The 17,631-nt window shown below is 56.9% G+C and carries 17 protein-coding genes; 6 read left to right on the top strand and 11 right to left on the bottom strand.

All coding sequences use genetic code 11. The features are described from left to right. Window positions 1-9 precede the first annotated feature (9 nt). Window positions 10-1,041 carry an AraC family transcriptional regulator gene (locus DFR26_RS07640; RefSeq protein ID WP_116208371.1) on the bottom strand — a complete coding sequence of 344 codons (1,032 nt, stop codon included), beginning with the start codon at window positions 1,039-1,041 and terminating at the stop codon, window positions 10-12. Window positions 1,042-1,159: 118 nt separating this feature from the next. Here DFR26_RS07640 and DFR26_RS07635 point away from each other — a divergent pair, with 118 nt between their 5' ends. After that, window positions 1,160-1,993 (top strand): metal-dependent hydrolase, encoded by an 834-nt coding sequence (locus DFR26_RS07635; RefSeq protein WP_181899019.1) that lies wholly within the window; start codon window positions 1,160-1,162, stop codon window positions 1,991-1,993. Between the two features lie 15 nt (window positions 1,994-2,008). Here the strand turns inward: DFR26_RS07635 and DFR26_RS07630 are convergent, their stop codons facing one another. The 6 genes from DFR26_RS07630 to DFR26_RS07605 all read right to left on the bottom strand — a co-directional run bounded on the left by DFR26_RS07630 (window position 2,009) and on the right by DFR26_RS07605 (window position 9,460). Continuing rightward, entirely contained in the window at window positions 2,009-2,215 is a 207-nt protein-coding gene (locus tag DFR26_RS07630; protein WP_116208369.1) for a DUF2970 domain-containing protein, read from the bottom strand. Further along, entirely contained in the window at window positions 2,212-2,856 is a 645-nt protein-coding gene (locus DFR26_RS07625) for a DNA-3-methyladenine glycosylase family protein (RefSeq protein ID WP_116208368.1), read from the bottom strand. The genes DFR26_RS07630 and DFR26_RS07625 overlap by 4 nt, the downstream gene beginning before the upstream one ends. Further along, complete coding sequence (gene alkB / locus DFR26_RS11090) at window positions 2,837-4,633, bottom strand: DNA oxidative demethylase AlkB (protein WP_181899018.1); 1,797 nt, start codon at window positions 4,631-4,633, stop codon at window positions 2,837-2,839. The genes DFR26_RS07625 and alkB overlap by 20 nt, the downstream gene beginning before the upstream one ends. A gap of 113 nt (window positions 4,634-4,746) precedes the next feature. Then, complete coding sequence (locus DFR26_RS07615; protein ID WP_116208367.1) at window positions 4,747-6,561, bottom strand: choice-of-anchor I family protein; 1,815 nt, start codon at window positions 6,559-6,561, stop codon at window positions 4,747-4,749. A 114-nt stretch (window positions 6,562-6,675) separates the two neighbouring features. After that, complete coding sequence (locus DFR26_RS07610) at window positions 6,676-8,190, bottom strand: fumarate hydratase (RefSeq protein ID WP_116208366.1); 1,515 nt, start codon at window positions 8,188-8,190, stop codon at window positions 6,676-6,678. A 46-nt stretch (window positions 8,191-8,236) separates the two neighbouring features. Continuing rightward, window positions 8,237-9,460 (bottom strand): YihY family inner membrane protein, encoded by a 1,224-nt coding sequence (locus DFR26_RS07605; RefSeq protein ID WP_116208365.1) that lies wholly within the window; start codon window positions 9,458-9,460, stop codon window positions 8,237-8,239. Between the two features lie 72 nt (window positions 9,461-9,532). Here DFR26_RS07605 and wrbA point away from each other — a divergent pair, with 72 nt between their 5' ends. Both wrbA and DFR26_RS07595 read left to right on the top strand, forming a co-directional pair. Then, complete coding sequence (gene wrbA, locus DFR26_RS07600; RefSeq protein ID WP_116208364.1) at window positions 9,533-10,132, top strand: NAD(P)H:quinone oxidoreductase; 600 nt, start codon at window positions 9,533-9,535, stop codon at window positions 10,130-10,132. A 71-nt stretch (window positions 10,133-10,203) separates the two neighbouring features. Then, window positions 10,204-10,626, top strand: a complete 423-nt coding sequence (locus DFR26_RS07595; protein WP_116208363.1) for a DUF2069 domain-containing protein — start codon at window positions 10,204-10,206, stop codon at window positions 10,624-10,626. Here the strand turns inward: DFR26_RS07595 and hda are convergent. Both hda and DFR26_RS07585 read right to left on the bottom strand, forming a co-directional pair. Beyond that, the gene (hda, locus tag DFR26_RS07590; protein ID WP_181899017.1) at window positions 10,623-11,339 is read right to left on the bottom strand and encodes a DnaA regulatory inactivator Hda; all 717 of its coding nucleotides are present in this window, start codon (window positions 11,337-11,339) and stop codon (window positions 10,623-10,625) included. The two genes, DFR26_RS07595 and hda, sit on opposite strands and share 4 nt — an antisense overlap. After that, window positions 11,332-12,420, bottom strand: a complete 1,089-nt coding sequence (locus tag DFR26_RS07585) for an AI-2E family transporter (RefSeq protein WP_181899016.1) — start codon at window positions 12,418-12,420, stop codon at window positions 11,332-11,334. Before DFR26_RS07585 ends, hda begins: the two co-directional genes overlap by 8 nt. Before the next feature lie 141 nt (window positions 12,421-12,561). Between DFR26_RS07585 and purM the strand changes: the two genes are divergently transcribed. From purM to DFR26_RS07570, 3 genes are read left to right on the top strand one after another with little or no spacing between them, the layout of a single operon-like run. Further along, entirely contained in the window at window positions 12,562-13,602 is a 1,041-nt protein-coding gene (gene purM / locus DFR26_RS07580) for a phosphoribosylformylglycinamidine cyclo-ligase (protein ID WP_116208361.1), read from the top strand. Window positions 13,603-13,605: 3 nt separating this feature from the next. Then, window positions 13,606-14,262, top strand: coding sequence for a phosphoribosylglycinamide formyltransferase (gene purN, locus DFR26_RS07575; RefSeq protein ID WP_116208360.1), 657 nt, complete (start codon window positions 13,606-13,608; stop codon window positions 14,260-14,262). Window positions 14,263-14,265: 3 nt separating this feature from the next. Further along, on the top strand, window positions 14,266-15,147 hold the full coding sequence (locus DFR26_RS07570) for a DUF3108 domain-containing protein (RefSeq protein WP_116208359.1): 882 nt from the start codon (window positions 14,266-14,268) through the stop codon (window positions 15,145-15,147). Here the strand turns inward: DFR26_RS07570 and DFR26_RS07565 are convergent. Together DFR26_RS07565 and dcd are read right to left on the bottom strand one after the other, a co-directional pair. Continuing rightward, window positions 15,144-16,985 carry an acyl-CoA dehydrogenase gene (locus DFR26_RS07565; protein ID WP_116208358.1) on the bottom strand — a complete coding sequence of 614 codons (1,842 nt, stop codon included), beginning with the start codon at window positions 16,983-16,985 and terminating at the stop codon, window positions 15,144-15,146. The two genes, DFR26_RS07570 and DFR26_RS07565, sit on opposite strands and share 4 nt — an antisense overlap. Window positions 16,986-17,062: 77 nt before the next feature. Further along, window positions 17,063-17,629, bottom strand: a complete 567-nt coding sequence (gene dcd / locus DFR26_RS07560; protein WP_116208357.1) for a dCTP deaminase — start codon at window positions 17,627-17,629, stop codon at window positions 17,063-17,065. Window positions 17,630-17,631: the final 2 nt, after the last annotated feature.

Below are 17,631 nucleotides of genomic sequence, written 5' to 3'. Positions count from 1 at the left end.
GGGGTCTCCTTAGTGTGTCTTGCTGGGCCGTTGTGCTTCGCGATACTGCCTTGGCGAAGCGCCTGTCCAGCGTCGAAACGCCCGACCAAAATTCGATGGGTCTCCATAACCTAGCGCTTGCGCAATGGCATCGACCGAGTCCTCGCTGTGCACCAATAACTCCACCGCGCGACCACGGCGCATCTGTTCCATCATGAGCTGATAACTGGTGCCCAAATCCACCAAGCGTCGTCGCAGGGTGCGCGCTGACATGGCCTGAGCTGCCGCGGCTTGTTCGAGCGTGGGATTATTTGGCAGTTGCTCGCGTAGCCAGATTTTTACGCTCGGCAATAAGCCGCCGTGGTCCCGCAGCCGATGCATTTCTTGCTCACACTGCGCCGTGGCCATGGCCAGAAGCTGTGGGTCGGCTTGGGCAATGGGCAGCTGCAATCCAATACGCGGAAAGCGAATTTGATTGAAGGCGTTATCGAAGCTGATACGTGCCTGTTGCACCTCGCGCCATTGGCCATGATGCGCCGCAGCCGAGACGCTGAGTCGCAACTTACCCATAAACGCGCGGCCAGTGACTTGCTCGCCGCAGACCAACATCAGCGTCATCAAAGCTTCAATAAAAAATCGCTGCAGCTCGCCCAGCGGCACGCATTCATCGAGCTGTACCACGGCATCATCGCCCTCACGAAACAGCCGCAGCGCAAACAAGCTGGTGCGGGTGCGGAAGTAGCGAATGGATAAATCGATGGCCTCGCCGATGGTGCGCGATGACAGCACGGCATAACCCAAAAAACCATGGCTGCGTAAATTCAATAAACGCCCTAGCTCAATGGCCAACAGCGGGTTGGCTGTGTGCAGCCGAGCGTGGCGCATGAGCTGCAAACACTGTGACCACGGCAAGTGCTGATCGGCCTGCAAAGAATCTAGCGCGATCGGCGAACTAGCCATTAAGGCCTCGCTCGATAGCCCCAGCGCCCGCAACGCTGCGAACAATTGCAGCACATAATGTCCCGATATGGTGGGCTCTGCGGTGTGGCGCGCCAACGTCATATTGGCCTCAAATGACCGATTAAAGGCTTACCTTACCCTTCTTCACGATCATGCGCCAAGGCATTGTCGGTATAAGGCATTTTTTGGGCCTGTATTCATTGCCAATAAGGAGCACCTCATGGCTAGCAAAACACCGATTCCGATTCGCGTGCGCCGCATGGACTATGCCATCCCGCCGATGCCGCGCTACTGGTACCGCGACAACGCCTGGATTACGCACTATATGAATGCGCTGTCGACCACATTCCCCGATGGCGAACGCTTTTTTATTGACTCCGTGCGCAACTTTCAAGATCAGATTAAAGACCCGAAATTGCAAAAAGATATTCGCGCGTTTATAGGCCAAGAGGCCAATCATGGCAAAGAGCATGAGGCCTTTAATCAAGCGCTAATTGACCAGCACCAACTACCATTGGCGAAGAAAATCCAGTTTGTAAAAAATGCCCTGAAGTTTGCCAAAAAACGCTACAGCGATCGCGAACGCTTAGCGATGACCGTTGGCTTTGAGCATTTCACCGCGATTTTGGCCAACCTCATGCTTGAGCAAGCCGATGTTATTGAGAATATCGATGGCATGGTCGGCGACCTATTTATGTGGCATGCCGTGGAGGAAACCGAACATAAATCCGTGGCCTTCGATGTCTTTCAAGAAGTCGATGGCGACTATTGGCTGCGCGTGCGCGGCATGGTGCAGGCAACCTTCTTTTTTATGTTGGTAACGCTGCGCATGCAGCACAGCTTGCTTAAGCACGATGGCAAACGCAGCGACTGGCGCGCGGCCTTGGGCTTTGCCAAGTTCATGCTGTTTAAACCCGGCATGATCACGCGCATCATTCCAGAGTATTTGGATTTTTACCGGCCCAGCTTCCACCCGTGGCAGCATGATAATCGGCACTTATTAAAGGCGCGTGTGGCCGATCTAAAGGCCAATGAACTCGCGCAGGTCGCCTAAGCCTGCGCGGCGGTATCACGGCAACACGGCATTGACCGCAATCACCACCGCCAGCACTAGGCCGACCGTAAAAATAACGCCAGCAATGATGAAACTGCTGGCGTTATTGCTGGCAAAATCGCGTTGGCGATTGGCATCGGTCTGCACGCCAAACCACGCCCGAAATACACTCACCAAGGCCTGCCAGGGACTCACGCGGGTCGGTCGTTGCTCATCGCTCATCGCGAAAACTCCTGCTGTTGTGCTTTGACTCTATCGACGGCGCGCCATAAATACCATGCCGCCGCACTGCGATGCGGTCGCCACGCCTCGGCCTCAATGAGCAACGCCTTTGGCGTCGGCTGCTTATCTAAGCCTTTCAGCAAACGCCAGCCCTCGCGCACACCAAAATCAGCCACCGGCATGACATCGGGACGGCGCAGCGTGTGCATGAGAAACATCTGCACGGTCCATGGGCCTATGCCGGGCAGCGCCGTGAGTCGCTCGGTCAAAGCGTCATCGCTCATGGCTTGAGCTTGTGCGAGGCTGGGCACCTCACCGCTGACCGCGCCATGCGCCAGCGCAATAATGGCGCGCGTCTTCGCCGCCGACAGCCCACAGCCGCGCAAGATATCGGGCTCCGTGGCCAGCACCTGCTCGGGGCGTGGGTACTCCGGGGCCTGATACAGCGCTAAAAATCGGCCAAAAATGGCCTCGGCGGCTTTGCCATGAACCTGCTGCCCCGCCACCGCGCGCGCTAATGCCTGCCATGGCTCGCGTGCCGGCGCGGCGGCATTGGCTAAAGGACAAGGCCCCATGGCATCGACCAAATCACGCCAGTCAGCATCGAGGCGGCGAAGAAATTCACAGGCGGGTGTGCGCATAGGCCATCCGAAACGTTAGGTTGATGCGGCGCTTGCCGAGCAGCTCATGATGACCGGGCTTTAATGGCAAGACGCCATGAAAATTCAATCGCGATTCGCCGCCCCAGACCACCACATCGCCGTGACTCAAGCGCATTTTCTGCACGCCATCTTGCCGGGTTTTACCGCCAAATTGAAAGCTCACCGGCAAGCCCAGCGAAATCGACACAATGGGCGCGCGTAAATCTGCCTCATCACGATCTTGATGCAGGCCCATGCCCGCGCCCACCGCATAATCATTAATCATGCAGGTATCCGGCTGAAACGCATGGTAGCCCGCGGCGGCGGCAAGCTGTGTGGCCAGCCTAGCAAATAGCGCCGGCATGGCCGGCCACGGCTGTTCGGTGAGCGGATCTTTTTGCACATAACGATAGCCTCGGCGATCACTAATCCAGCCCCACTCACCGACCGCGGTCATGGCCGAGCTCATGTAAAAACCGCGCTTGGTCAGGTGTCGACGTGGCGGCGCATGGGCAAACAAGGCTTGTAGCTCAGCCCATAATGCTGGGGCTTCGGCGAGCGCCGCTACCGGCATATAAACAGCACCGGGCGCGAATACCTGGTGCTTGAGCTCAGTATCATCGGTCAGCAAGCTCAGCTGGGTTGGCTCTGCAGCAGGTGCATCAGCGCGCGACAGCTGCCCCACCTTCACGCCCAACAGCCGAATGCGCAGCGTAAGCGGCACGCGCTTCAAACATTGGCGCGCCCAATAGCGAATCGTCTCAGCGTCATCGGTCGGTACCTCGATGGTCTGATCGCGGGTAACCGAGCGAAAATCGCTGTAGCGAATTTTCACACTCACGCAGCGCCCCACGCGGCCTTTACGCTGCAAATCCGTCGCCACGCGCTGGCATAAATCCGCCAATAGCGCGCTTAACTCGGCGCGATCGGCCTGCGCCGATAAATCTCGCGCAAAGGTGGTTTCGCGGCTCATCGATACCGCCTCCCGCTGCGTTTGCAGCGGCCGCTCATCGATGCCGCGGGCAACCTCATAGAGCCATTGGCCGCTGTGTGCGCCAAAGGCCAACTGCAATGTCTCAAGGGTCACTTGCGCCAATTGCTCGATGCGCTCAATGCCCATCGCGCTCAGCTTGGCTGCGGTTTTCGGGCCAATGCCATTGATGCGCTTGCAATGCAGCGGACCGATGCGCGTGGCCACCTCCGATTCCATCACGATGCTGATGCCATCGGGCTTATTGAACTCGCTGGCCATCTTCGCGATGAGTTTGTTGGGCGCCACACCGATCGAGCAGGTCAGCCCGGTGGCGGCCAAAATCGCCTGCTTTAAGGCGCCAGCGACCGCCTCATCGCCGGCCTCGGCGACCTGCTCGCTAATATCGACAAAGACCTCATCGATGCCACGATCTTCCATGATCGGTGCTAAGGCCATCACCGCCGCCTTAAAACGCTGCGAATAGTCCTTCACCACGGCAAAGTCGACTGGCAATAAAATCGCCTGCGGGCATAAGTCGGCGGCGCGTTGCAGGCCCATGGCTGAGCCGACACCAAACTGGCGAGCCTCATAGGTGGCGGTGGTAATGACGCCGCGGCCGCGGTAATCGCGCAGCCGGGCAAACGCCTCAATGGGCCAATGCTCGGGCGCATTGACCACTGTTGCGTCTGTTGCAGCCGCGGCTGGCGACCCCGCACTAGTGACTTTTGAGCCGCCAATGACCACCGGCAAGCCACGCAATTGCGGGTAGCGCAGCAGCGTCACGGAGGCAAAAAATGCATCCATGTCGATGTGGGCTATGCGGCGAAGGGGATTAGATGATGCGTTCAGGAGCCACTGCTCAATTAAAAAGGTGCATCTATGCTAAGGCATAAATGCACCCATCACAGCTCTACGTGTTATTTAGCCGTCACCTCGTACACACTGGTAGTGCCACTGACTTCATGGCCAGTGACCAACAGCGGTTTGCCCGTTGGTGACTGCGCGCTCGGGATAAATGCTAGCCCTTCAGCGCCAAGATCGCCCGAATCCTTAGAAGTCTTAGTCACTGAGAAATCACGAGAGTTTAAGTAATCTTGGAACACTGGCAGCTTCGGGTCTGTCACATCAAATGCCATCACGCCACCAACACGTTCTAGGCCCAAAAAGGCAAACGTCTTAGCGCCAATTTGGCCAAGTACAATGCCCTCGGGCTCAGGACCTTTGTCATCACTGCGGTTATCAAGGGCTACATCATCATGGCCACTGTTAAAAAAGCTTTGACACAAGGTGTCACGCAACACACCCGCGCGACATAAATCGCCCCCGGTGTATTGTTCAAGAAAATCACCAGAATCCCAGACTAACTCACCCGTATTGGCTAAAAACACACTCATGCTTCGCGCGCCAAATGAAAATAACGTGTCGTACATCAAGCGCGTATCGGCTGGCGGTGTATCAATTGGCGCCAATGTGCCATTACTGAGATATAACTTGGGTGAGCCATCGGCATTACGCTGAAAGCCTTGTGTCCAAGTCACTTTCAAACGACCAAGAATGTCATCTTCTCGGCAGTTGCCCGGCGAAGTCATGCTCGCACCACAATAGGCAAACGTGGCAGGGTTTAAAATGGCGCCACCAGCTAGTGCAGCGAGATCAAGCGGAGCATCCGAAAAGGTGCCATTTGAACCGCTCACTAGGTCTTTAACGCGCGACTCTTCAAGGTAATTGCCCCAATCCCGTGAGTCGCCTTCATTCGCTGTAATCACATAATCAACACCAGCAAACTGTCGAACAGCAATAGCGTCTGGCAAATACATGCCCATGACTCCAGGATGCACATTAATATTCATACCACCGTCTCTGTCACTGGCATCAAAACCATTGCCCATCTGGCCATGATCTTTATAGCCCAGCGGTAAAATCTTACTCACGCGCGCGGTAGCTAGATCAACCACAGCAAGCGCATTATTTTCTTGCAAGCTGACATACGCCGTTTGGCTATCTGGACTTACCGCAATATATTCAGGCTCAAGATCCTGAGCCAGCGTGGCATTGCGACCAAACACGCGAAGCCCCTTTTGACGAAGGTCGTCAACTTGATCATTAAAGGCACGAAAGCTTGCGGTGCGGGCTGATAATGAGGTCGGCGTAGTCACATCGATAACCGTGACACTGCCCTCAGGATCGCGCACATAATCAGTTTCAGGCTCACCCTCATTGGCCACTAGCAGTTGCTTAGCATCAGGAGTAAAAACCAGCATATCGGGTTGTGCACCCACCTCAATAAAGTCTAGCAAGGTCAGATCACTCGCCCGATAAATAGTCACGAACCCAGGGTCTGTTTTGGGTGACGACTCAATCGCAATGGCCACTAAGCCATTGCTGCTGGCGACGCTATTGACTACCGAGTTTGCAGGGATGCCATTGATAGCGCTAACTAACACTGAGCTGATAAACGTAGGTGTTGCAGGAGCACTGAGATCAAGCACGTCCAACGCGCCTTTTTGGGCATTGACGACAAATCCGCGCTTGCTGGCAAAATCGACTGCCGGAATTTCAGCAGCACTTTGCTCAAACACACCGCTTTCGTATCGCCCCAGGAAATTCATTTGAATGGCGTTCGGTGTCACTTCAGCCACCGGTTGCGCTGGCTCGCTGCTAGAACCGCCACCGCAGGCAGTTAGAAATAATGAGACTACTATAGCGCTAGCTAATACATTTTTGCGAAACATGGCGAGTACTCATCAATAGGTTTTAATGAGAATGCCTTTACTTAATGACTCCGGAGTGTCAGTTAAATGACAAAAAAAAGACCTGCATGTGCAGGTCTTTTTTTAAACTAAGGCTTACTGCGTGACCGGGATTTTACCGATCTTTGCTTGCCAGACTTTCGGCGCGGTCTCATGCACCGAATTACCTTGCACATCAACCGCCACACTCACCGGCATATCTTCCACGACAAACTCGTAAATCGCCTCCATGCCCAAATCTTCAAAAGCTACCACACGCGATTGGCGAATGGCTTTAGAGACCAGATACGCTGCGCCACCGACGGCCATCAGGTAGGCTGCTTTGTGCTTTTTAATGGCGGCGATGCCGGTCGGGCCGCGTTCAGACTTGCCGATCATGCCGTAGAGGCCGGTTTCCGCGAGCACCGTTTCGGTGAATTTATCCATGCGCGTGGCCGTGGTGGGGCCAGCTGGACCAACGACTTCATCGCGCACCGGGTCAACAGGCCCGACGTAGTAAATAAACTTGCCTTTTAAATCCACTGGCAGCTTTTCGCCCTTGGCAAACATCTCCACCATGCGTTTGTGGGCAGCATCGCGGCCGGTGTACATGGTGCCGGTGAGTAGCAGCGTGTCACCGGGCTCCCACGTAGCAATCTCTTCAGGCGTGATGGTATCGAGGTTCACGCGCTTGGACTTCGAGGCATCGAAGGTCAATTTTGGCCAGTCGTCGAGCTTCGGTACCGGCATCTCAGCCGCGCCTGTGCCATCGAGGACAAAATGCACATGGCGAGTGGCGGCGCAGTTAGGGATCATCGCCACCGGCAGCGAGGCCGCGTGGGTGGGATAGTCGAGAATTTTCACATCGAGCACTGTGGTCAAGCCGCCCAAACCTTGCGCGCCAATGCCCAGCGCATTGACCTTCTCAAAGAGCTCTAAACGCAGCTCCTCGATGCGATTTTGCGGGCCGCGGGCAATCAGCTCATGGATATCGATGGGGTCCATCAGCGACTCTTTCGCCAACACCGCCGCTTTCTCGGCGGTGCCGCCAATACCAATGCCGAGCATGCCCGGCGGGCACCAGCCAGCGCCCATGGTGGGTACGGTTTTCAGCACCCAATCAACGATCGAGTCGGACGGGTTGAGCATGACCATCTTCGATTTGTTTTCCGAACCGCCGCCTTTTGCCGCCACCGTAATATCCACGGTATTGCCGGGCACGATGCTGTAATGAATCACTGCTGGCGTGTTGTCTTTGGTGTTCTGGCGCTTGCCGGCGGGGTCGCGCAAAATCGAGGCGCGCAGCACATTATCGGGATGCAAATAGGCGCGACGCACACCCTCGTTAATGGCGTCATCGAGGCTTAGGCCGCCGAGGTCCCAACGCACATCCATGCCGACTTTGACGAAAATCGTGACGATGCCGGTGTCTTGGCAAATGGGACGATGACCCTCAGCACACAAACGCGAGTTAATCAGAATTTGCGCCATGGCATCTTTCGCGGCCTGACTTTCTTCACGCTCATAGGCGGCATTAACCGCCTGAATAAAATCCAGCGGATGATAATACGAGATAAATTGCAGAGCATCGGCGACGCTTTGAATGAGGTCGTCGTGTTTGATCACGGTCATGCGCAAACTCCAAAAATACGCGGGCGTATACAGAAATAATGTGGGGCTATGATACCCCAACCGCGAGCAGCTCACCGAGTGGCTGTGTCAGCGATTGGTCCATAGTCTGCTCAACCGGCGCAATGATCGCTTGCACACCCGCCAGCCAGGGCTCCGATGGATAATTGGCAAAATCGGCCGCCAGCGGCAGCTGCCACGGCAATTGTTTGAGCAGCGCTAATAGATCAATTTGCGAGAGGTCGCGGGCCAATACCAAGTCGCCCTCGCGCGTGGTGCGCACCAGTTTGATGGCATCGAGAAGTGAGGCAAATGTTGACCACTCCGCCTGCTGCTGACGGCCCACAAGCTGCATAATTTCGACCTCTTTGGCGCCTTCACCATGGCGGTGGCGCGCGTGTAATAGCGCCAGCACACTGAGCATGGTCAATACCGGATGGCGGTGATCGGAGCCCGATGCCTCTTGCAGCGCTAAGCCGCGCGAGAGCTCAACGCCATACAAAATGATCATCCACGATAAATAAATCCACAGCAGAAACACTGGAAAGGCGGCGAAGGCGCCATACACCAGCTCGTATGAACTGAAGCCGGTGACAAACAAACCAAAGGCTTTTTTCGCCAGCTCAAATAATACCGCTGCGGTAAAGCCGCTGATGATGCCGGCGCGCCACGGCACGCGGCAGTTCGGCACGGTGGTGTAGAACAAGGTAAAACCAAGCGTGGTAAACAACACCGGAATCAGGCCAACGCCCGGCAGCACAGTGCTGACCACGCCCGCGGTGTCGCTGAAGACTTTTAATGACATCAAATACGACGACAAAATAAAGCCCGCACCGAGCAAAAACGGCCCCAAGCTCAGCACCGCCCAATACCGTAAAAAGGCCACCAGACCATTGCGTGTGGAACGCACTTGCCAGATCTCATTAAAGGCTTTCTCAATAGTCACCAGCATCATCACCGCGGTGACAAACAGCATGATGATGCCGACGATAGTGAGCTGACCGGCCTGCTGCGAAAAGCTGGTGAGATGATCTCGCACGGCATTGCCAGAAGTTGGCACCAGATTATCGAAAATGAAATTTTGGATATCGCCACTGACATGCTGCAAGGAGGGGATGGCGGCGAGTGCGGTAAACACCACGGTCATCATTGGCACCACGGCAAACAGCGTGGTGAATGTCAGCGCAGCGGCGTGGCGGCGGCAGTCATCTTGCAAAAAATGCTCAAAGGTTGAGCGCAAAATCAACGCGATGTGCTTGAGTCGCTGAGTCATTAGTCTTCTTCTGTCCTATCGCGGGCGGCATCAGCTAGTATTCCCTGACCCGCTCTTGCTGTCGAGGCACGCATGTCCGAACCCTATGTTTTAGTCTTGTATTACAGTCGCCATGGCGCCACCCGCGAGCTTGCTAAGCTCATTACTCGCGGCGTTGAGAGCACCGGCATGGAAGCGCGTATTCGCACCGTGCCCAGTGTCTCGGCCGATTGTGAGGCCACGAGCCCCGAGATTCCCGAGGCCGGCGACCTCTATGCCGATCTTGATGATCTCGCTGGCTGCGCGGGGCTTATCGTGGGCAGCCCGACCCGCTTTGGCAATATGGCCTCGCCAATGAAATATTTTTTCGATAGCACCACCGCCCTATGGCTCAATGGCGCCCTAATCGATAAACCGGCCGCCGTCTTTACCTCAACCGGCTCCTTGCATGGCGGCCAAGAAAGCACGCTGTTATCGATGATGTTGCCGCTCATGCATCACGGCATGGTCATGGTTGGCCTGCCTTATGCCGAACCCGCCCTGCTCGCCACCGAAACCGGCGGCACACCTTATGGCGCCTCGCACTGGGCTGGTGGCGATGGCAAGCGCGGCATCTCGACGCACGAAGCCAGCCTCGCGCAAGCCTTGGGCGCACGCGTGGCACGCTGGGCAAAAATTGCCGCGCCACAATAAGCAGCACTTGACCCATCGACAGCCCATCGCTGTCGCTTATACTTCACGACTCTCTGCCACAGGAAGTACACATGGCCAAACCCAACCCCGACCTGCTGCTGAGCGCAACTGAGCGCGCCACGCAAGCCGAGCTCGCCGCGCGCCGCCTGAACTGGTGTCGCGGCCTATACCTTGCGCTTCTGATTTGGATTCCGCTGAGTGGCGCCCTCACCGCGCCGAGCGGGCTGTCGCCATTGACCATGGCCATTGGCTTCACGCTATTTACCCTGCCCTTGCTGATGTTTATTGGCGCACTGCGTCATGGCCGGCCGCGAAGCTGGGTATGGCTGGGCTTTGTGCTGTTGTTTTACGCGGTTTATGCCTCGTTGCGGATATTCACCCCAGGCTTAGGCGGCCAATTAGCGCTGGTTGAACTGGCCTTGGTGCTCAGTCTATTCAGCTTGAGCTTGCGCTACGTGAAGGCCAAACGCGCCAGTCAGGGTGGCGAATTTTAATCGGCGTCGCGCGCCAAGCAGTCACGAATGAGCGGAATGGTCACGGGTCGGCGCGTTTGTAAGGCGCGCTTATCGAGGGCTTCAATGAGCCCCCAAAACTGCCCTAAACGCCGCGGCCCACGGCTCAATATATATCCCGACATGTCATCGTGGAGTGCCCAGCCGCGGCGCGCGGCGGCCACTTGCAAGAGCTCCTCACGGACACCATCGCTACAGCTCGGCAGCGCATACACATTAGATGTCGCCAGTCGCGAACACAGATCGGCGAGTGCCAGCGGCAGCTCACTCGGTGGTAGCGATGCCGTCACCAACAAACGCCCGCCCGCTGCTTTCAAGCGGTTATAGAAATGAAAAACCGCCTCTTGCCATTGCGGCCAATGCGCCATGGCGTCAACGTCATCGAGCACCACCAACGGGCAATGCTCCAAGCCATCGAGCATCTCCACCGGCATAAACACCACCTGCTTCAATGGCAGCAGCACGGCATGCGAGGCATTAGCCTGGCTTGCCATCAGCGCCGACAACAGCAATGAGCGCCCCGACCCCGGCTCACCCCACAAATAGACCTGGCTCAACACGCCCTCGCCCAACTGCTGCAGCGCCGATAACACCTCGGCAAATGCTTGCGGCGGAATATCCGACAGGCTTAAGTCATGGCGCGCCTGTAACGGCAAAAGCAACTGCTCTTCCGGCATCCACAGGTCATCAGTCACGAGCAGACTCATCAGCGCCGCGCGTGCCTTGCCAGTAAAAGTCGCTATCCATGTAATAGGCATGGGCGTGGCGAATCACCACGACAATAATCGCGGCGATGGGTAACGCCAGTAACATGCCCACGAAGCCAAAAAGCTGACCACCGGCCATGATGGCGAAAATCACGCCGACCGGCGGCAGGCCAATTTTGTCGCCCACCAACCACGGTTGCAGCACCCAACTCTCCACCAACTGGCCAATGCCAAACACCAGCCACACCATCAGTACCGGCTCGATGGCATAGCCAAACTGAAACAGCGCCACAATGGTTGCGGTGACAATGCCGATACCAAACCCCACATACGGAATGATGCTCGCCAAGCCCGCCACCAAGCCAATCACCATGGCCAGTTTGACGCCAATGAGCTGCAAACCAATGCCATAAATGAGGCCCAACGCCACCATCACGAGCAATTGTCCGCGCAGAAAAGCGGCTAACACCGTGTCGCATTCGCGCACAATGGTGACCAGCAAGGGCTCGTAGCCGCGCGGCAATAATTTGCGGGCCCGCTCAACAATATCTTCCCAATCGAGCAGCAAATAAAATGTCACCACCGGAATCAAAGCAACCAAGCCAATGAACGCAGCCACGTGCAAGCCGGAGCTGGCGAGCTGCGAAATCATATCGGTGGTGGAGCTATCACTGGACTGCCAGAGCTTGGCCATCCACGTCGAAATCAGCTCCATATCGATGCGATTGATGTGAATATTGAGCTTATCTTCGAGCCACGGGATGCCGTGTCGGTTCATCCAACGCAACACCGAGGGAATGCGGGTTTGCAAATAGCTTAGCTGTGTCCAGAGCTTCGGCAGCAGTAAAATCATGGCCAGCGAGCCGGCCACGCATAGCGTTAGAAAGGTCACCGACACGGCCGTTACCCGTCGCACACCAAAGCGCATCAGGCGCTCAACCAACGGGTTGCCCAAGTAAGCAAACAAAGCGCCCACTAAAAATGGCATTAAAATGGGCTGCAAGGCATAAATTAAGCCGGCCAGCGCCACCACTCCAGCAACAATCAACCAGCGCACGCGACTCGACATGGCACACCTCATGTTTACGAGCGCATAGGCTACCACTAAACGCTCGCCGCTAACGCATGACCTAGGCCTCAGCAGCGATGACGCGCCCCCACCTTGCTGATAGAATGCGCGCCTATTTCATCCCTAGCGCCGAGTTTTGCCATGACCGATTCCAAGCCCTCCTTAAGCTACAAAGACGCCGGTGTTGATATTGAGGCCGGTGATCTCTTAGTTGAGCGCATTAAAGGCGTGGCCAAACGCAGCCGTCGCCCGGAAGTCTTGGGTGGTTTGGGCGGTTTTGGCGCCTTATGTGAAATTCCGGCCGGCTACAAGCAGCCGATCTTGGTCTCCGGCACCGATGGCGTCGGCACCAAATTACGCTTGGCGCTGCAGCTCAACCGCCACGAGCACATTGGCATCGACTTGGTCGCCATGTGCGTCAATGACCTCGTGGTTTGCGGTGCGGAGTCTTTGTTTTTCTTGGACTATTACGCCACGGGCCATCTCAATATTGATACCGCCGCCACGGTAGTCACCGGCATTGGCGAGGGGTGTGTGCAAGCTGGTTGCGCCTTAGTCGGTGGTGAAACCGCCGAGATGCCCGGCATGTACGAAGGCGATGATTACGACCTCGCTGGCTTCGCTGTCGGTGTCGTGGAAAAAGCCGAGATCATTGATGGCAAAAAAGTCAGCGCGGGCGATGTGCTGATTGGCGTAGCGTCTAGCGGCGCGCACTCCAATGGTTATTCGCTGCTGCGCAAAATCTTGGATGTCTCGAAAGCAGACTTAAACAGCGAGCTCGATGGCAAGTGCCTGGCCGATGTGGTGATGACGCCAACGCGCATTTATGTGAAATCCATGCTCGCTCTCGTGAAAGCCCTACCCGTACATGCCATGGCGCACATCACCGGCGGCGGTCTGCCCGGTAACTTGCCGCGCGTGTTGCCAGAAGGCTGCGATGCCATTGTCGATGAATCGTCATGGACGTGGCCGCCGCTATTTCAGTGGCTGCAAGCCGAAGGCAATGTTGAACGCTTCGAGATGTATCGCACCTTCAACTGCGGCGTGGGCATGGTTGTGGTGGTGCCTGCTGAGCACGCCGATGCCGCCATCGCACAGTTAGAGAGCACCGGCGAGACGGCCTGGAAAATGGGTCAAATCACCACCTCCACGCACACTGAACCCACTGTGGTGTTTGCTTAAGTCGTGAGCTATCGCGCGGTTGTTTTAGTCTCTGGCACCGGCTCGAATCTTCAAGCCTTGCTCGATGCCTGCGGGCAAGGCGCCGATCACAGCAAACGCATTGGCGCCAGCGTGGTCGGTGTGCTGAGCAATCGCGCCGATGCCTTGGCGCTTTCGCGTGCCGCCCGCGCTGGCGTGGCCACCGAGGTGCTATCGCATCGTGATTTTAGCGACCGCGAGGGCTTCGATGCCGCGATGATCGAGCGCATCGATGCGTGGGCGCCCGATGTTGTGGTGCTGGCCGGCTTTATGCGCATCCTGACACCGGCATTTGTCGCGCATTATCAGGGCCGGCTGATCAATATTCATCCGTCACTGCTGCCCAAACACAAAGGCCTCAACACCCACCAACGCGCGCTCGACGCTGGCGACAGCGAGCACGGCTGCTCGGTGCACTTTGTCACGCCCGAACTCGATGGCGGCCCGGTCATCGCCCAGCACCGGCTCAGCGTTCATCAGCAAGACAGCGCTGAATCACTGGCCGCTCGCGTGCATCAAGCCGAGCATCAACTCTACCCGCGCGTGCTCGGCTGGCTCGCCAGTGGCCGCCTACAGTGGCAGCCAGAGGCCCTACTGTTTGATGGCCGCGCGCTCACCGCAGCGCTTAGCTCGGAGGCATAACTCATGAATATTCGCTTAGCCATCAATGTGTTAGTGGGCGTGGGCCTCGGCCTGCTATTTAGCTACCTGCTCAGCGGCTGCAGCGATGAGCGCCCTCTGGCACCGCCGCCGAGCGCCGGCATGGCGGCCGAGGCGACTCATGCATCTGAGACTGCCTTGGCACCGACACACGCCACTGCGCGTGAAGCCACGGATGCCCAGCCGGCGCACACCGGTGCTGACACACCTGCCCGCCGAGATGCCACAAACAGCCAAGCCGCTAATATCGCTGAAGCCGCCATGCCGTTGCCGCAAACCAGCGAGCGCTACCACTTGAGCTGGGATGGCAAACTCGAGGGCGATGCCGAGCGGCGTTTGAGCTGCGATGGCAAGCAATGCCGCTTCGAAACGCATGCCAAGGTTGTCGGCTTGGCGTCATTGAGCGAGGTGAGCGACTTCAATTGGCAAAATGGCCAGGTGCAATTTCAGCGCTACGAGCGCACCTTGCAGCTGCTCTTTAAGCAGGTCGTGCGTATTGAAAAACAGGCCGATGGCAGCATTCGCTCAGAGCGCCGCAACAAGATCTACACCTACGCCAGCCAACCTGGCCTAGTCGATATTCTCAATATTGAAGTGCAGTTACGCGCCGATCGCGTAGCCGGTCGCGCACCGAAAGCCAGCTATCCATTGGCCGATAGCAAAGGCGTTAGCGCCATTCAGCTGCGCCGCGAGGCAGATGCCACGCTCACCATCGCCGGCTTGGCGCGGCCTTGCGAGGTCTACGTACGCGAAGATGGCAAGCGCGTCACCACGCTCTGGCTGGATCCGGCGCAAGCCTTTTTACCGCTACAAATTGTTCATCAGGATGGCGCCGAGACCTACCGCATGCAGTGGCTCGGCGACTAAAACATCGCCGCCGTGGCATGGGCGCAGGTCATATCGCGGCGCGCCGCCACACCTAGCCAAGCGCCAATTTTCGGCAGCTCATGGTGGAAAAAGTAATCGCAGGCCGCCCGTTTGCCGGCTCGGAATTCAGCCGGCAAATGCGCGCTGCGCTCAGCGGCAATAGCCATTTCCAGCCACATCCACGCCAATACGCCGTGGCCAAAGCCTTGCATATAAGCGGTGGCATTGGCTAAGGCTTCATCGGGTTTGCCTGTGGCCCAGGCCGACTGCGCCGCTTCTGCGATGTCATGCCACGCCTGCTGCAAGGCCTTAGCATGCGTGCTAAGGCCTGTCGCCTGTGCCGCGTCCAGGGCGTGCGCCACAGTCATTTGCACACGCGAGATCAGCAGCTTCAGGCCGGCGCCCTGATTCATTACCACTTTGCGGCCCAATAAATCCAAACCCTGAATGCCGTGCGTGCCCTCGTGAATCATGTTCAAGCGGTTATCGCGCCAGTACTGCTCGACCGGAAAATCGCGTGTGTAGCCATAGCCGCCCAAGATTTGAATGGCCAAGCTATTGGCCTCTTGCGCGCATTCACTGGGCCAGCTTTTGGCAATCGGCGTGAGCATCTCCAAGAGCTCGCCAGCCTCACGCGCTTGATCGAGCGTGCCGGTATTTTCGTCATCGACGAGCCGCGCACAATACAAGCCGAGCGCCAAGCCACCTTCACTGATGGCTTTCTGCGCCATCAACATGCGCTTCACATCGGTGTGCTCAATGATCGGCACTTGCGGACTGCTCGGGTCTTTGCCGGTGGCGCTGGCGTGGCGACCTTGCGGACGCTGCTTGGCGTAGTCGAGTGAAGCTTCAAAACCGGCATACCCGAGCATGGTGGCGCCTAAACCAACGGCAATGCGCGCTTCATTCATCAACGTGAACATGCAGGCCAGGCCTTTGCCCTCGCTACCGATGAGATAGCCAACTGCGCCGGCTTGGCCATCGACCGGATATTTGCCTTCGCCAAAGTTCAGCAGCGTATTGACCGTGCCGCGATAGCCGCATTTGTGATTAAGGCCGGCGAGCGACACATCGTTGCGGATGTCGCTAATCTCGCCACTGGCGCTGACGAGCTTGCGCGGCACAATAAACAGCGAAATGCCGCGCACGCCGGGCACCAGCTGACCGGTGGCATCGGGGATTTTTGCCAACACCAAATGCACGATGTTATCGCCCATCTCATGCTCGCCACCGGAGATCCACATTTTGTTGCCGGTGAGACGGTAGCGCGGACCCAGCGGGTCATTGGCCCAATCACCGCTATCGGGGACGGCCTTGGTGCGAATATCGGAGAGGCTGGAGCCGGCTTGCGGCTCGCTCAAACACATGGTGCCAAAGCTGGTACCGGCGAAATTGGGCTTGGCAAAGACCTCAATTTGCGTCGGCGTGCCATGCGCGGCAATGGTGTTGGCGTTGCCGCGCGTGAGCATGGGATAGGCGGCTAAGGCCACACTGGCTTTGTAGAAAAAGCTCATCGAGGCCATTTCCACCACGGTCGGCAGCTGCATGCCACCGAGCGCTTCGGACTTGCTCGCGGCCATCAAGCCGGCTTCGCTGAAGCAATTCAGAGCGTCTTCGGTTTGCGGTGGCAGCAACACGCGCTCGCCATCGAACTCTGGCTCTTCGATGTCGACTAGACGATTGATGGGCGCGAACTGTTCGCTGGCGACTTGCTCGCTAAGATCAAGCACGGCGGCGAAGGTATCGCTGCTATGGTCGGCGTGGAAGTCACGCTGGCACAGGCTCGGTGCATCGAGCCACTCATTGAGAAGAAAATCGATGGTGGCGCGATGGGTCATGGCGATGTGCTCTTAATCATTATGGTGGTCGTGCACGGCGCTAAAAAGGCGTCATGAACCTTGTTTGTAATGGCCGATTAGGTTTTTGGCAAGGTGACACCGCGTTGACCTTGGTATTTTCCGCCGCGATCTTTGTAGGAGGTGCCACAGACTTCATCGGACTCGAAAAATAACATCTGTGCCACACCTTCATTGGCGTAAATTTTTGCCGGCAAATTCGTGGTGTTGGAAAACTCCAAAGTCACATGACCTTCCCACTCAGGCTCCAGCGGCGTGACATTGACAATGATGCCGCAGCGCGCGTACGTGGACTTGCCCAAACACACCACCAAGGTACTGCGCGGAATACGGAAATACTCCACCGTACGCGCCAGCGCGAAGCTATTGGGCGGGATGATGCAAACATCGGAGACCACATCGACGAAGTTTTTCTCATCGAAGTTTTTCGGATCGACAATCGTTGAATTGATGTTGGTGAAGATCTTAAATTCATTAGCGCAACGCACATCATAGCCATAGCTCGAGGTGCCATAGGAGATGATGCGCTGATCATTTTCATGGCGAATTTGACCCGGCTCAAACGGCTCAATCATGCCCTGCTGCTCGGCCATTCGGCGGATCCAATGATCTGATTTGATGCTCATGG

It is taken from the genome of Paraperlucidibaca baekdonensis, assembly GCF_003387535.1.
Taxonomy (GTDB): domain Bacteria; phylum Pseudomonadota; class Gammaproteobacteria; order Pseudomonadales; family Moraxellaceae; genus Perlucidibaca; species Perlucidibaca baekdonensis.
This window is presented reverse-complemented; position numbering and strand designations above follow the sequence as displayed.

Coding starts and splice junctions, on each gene's coding strand:
- DFR26_RS07640 (WP_116208371.1), bottom strand. CDS start 1,041: ATGACGTTGGCGCGCCACACCGCAGAGCCCACCATATCGGGACATTAT.
- DFR26_RS07635 (WP_181899019.1), top strand. CDS start 1,160: ATGGCTAGCAAAACACCGATTCCGATTCGCGTGCGCCGCATGGACTAT.
- DFR26_RS07630 (WP_116208369.1), bottom strand. CDS start 2,215: ATGAGCGATGAGCAACGACCGACCCGCGTGAGTCCCTGGCAGGCCTTG.
- DFR26_RS07625 (WP_116208368.1), bottom strand. CDS start 2,856: ATGCGCACACCCGCCTGTGAATTTCTTCGCCGCCTCGATGCTGACTGG.
- alkB (WP_181899018.1), bottom strand. CDS start 4,633: ATGGATGCATTTTTTGCCTCCGTGACGCTGCTGCGCTACCCGCAATTG.
- DFR26_RS07615 (WP_116208367.1), bottom strand. CDS start 6,561: ATGTTTCGCAAAAATGTATTAGCTAGCGCTATAGTAGTCTCATTATTT.
- DFR26_RS07610 (WP_116208366.1), bottom strand. CDS start 8,190: ATGACCGTGATCAAACACGACGACCTCATTCAAAGCGTCGCCGATGCT.
- DFR26_RS07605 (WP_116208365.1), bottom strand. CDS start 9,460: ATGACTCAGCGACTCAAGCACATCGCGTTGATTTTGCGCTCAACCTTT.
- wrbA (WP_116208364.1), top strand. CDS start 9,533: ATGTCCGAACCCTATGTTTTAGTCTTGTATTACAGTCGCCATGGCGCC.
- DFR26_RS07595 (WP_116208363.1), top strand. CDS start 10,204: ATGGCCAAACCCAACCCCGACCTGCTGCTGAGCGCAACTGAGCGCGCC.
- DFR26_RS07585 (WP_181899016.1), bottom strand. CDS start 12,420: ATGTCGAGTCGCGTGCGCTGGTTGATTGTTGCTGGAGTGGTGGCGCTG.
- purM (WP_116208361.1), top strand. CDS start 12,562: ATGACCGATTCCAAGCCCTCCTTAAGCTACAAAGACGCCGGTGTTGAT.
- DFR26_RS07570 (WP_116208359.1), top strand. CDS start 14,266: ATGAATATTCGCTTAGCCATCAATGTGTTAGTGGGCGTGGGCCTCGGC.
- DFR26_RS07565 (WP_116208358.1), bottom strand. CDS start 16,985: ATGACCCATCGCGCCACCATCGATTTTCTTCTCAATGAGTGGCTCGAT.
- dcd (WP_116208357.1), bottom strand. CDS start 17,629: ATGAGCATCAAATCAGATCATTGGATCCGCCGAATGGCCGAGCAGCAG.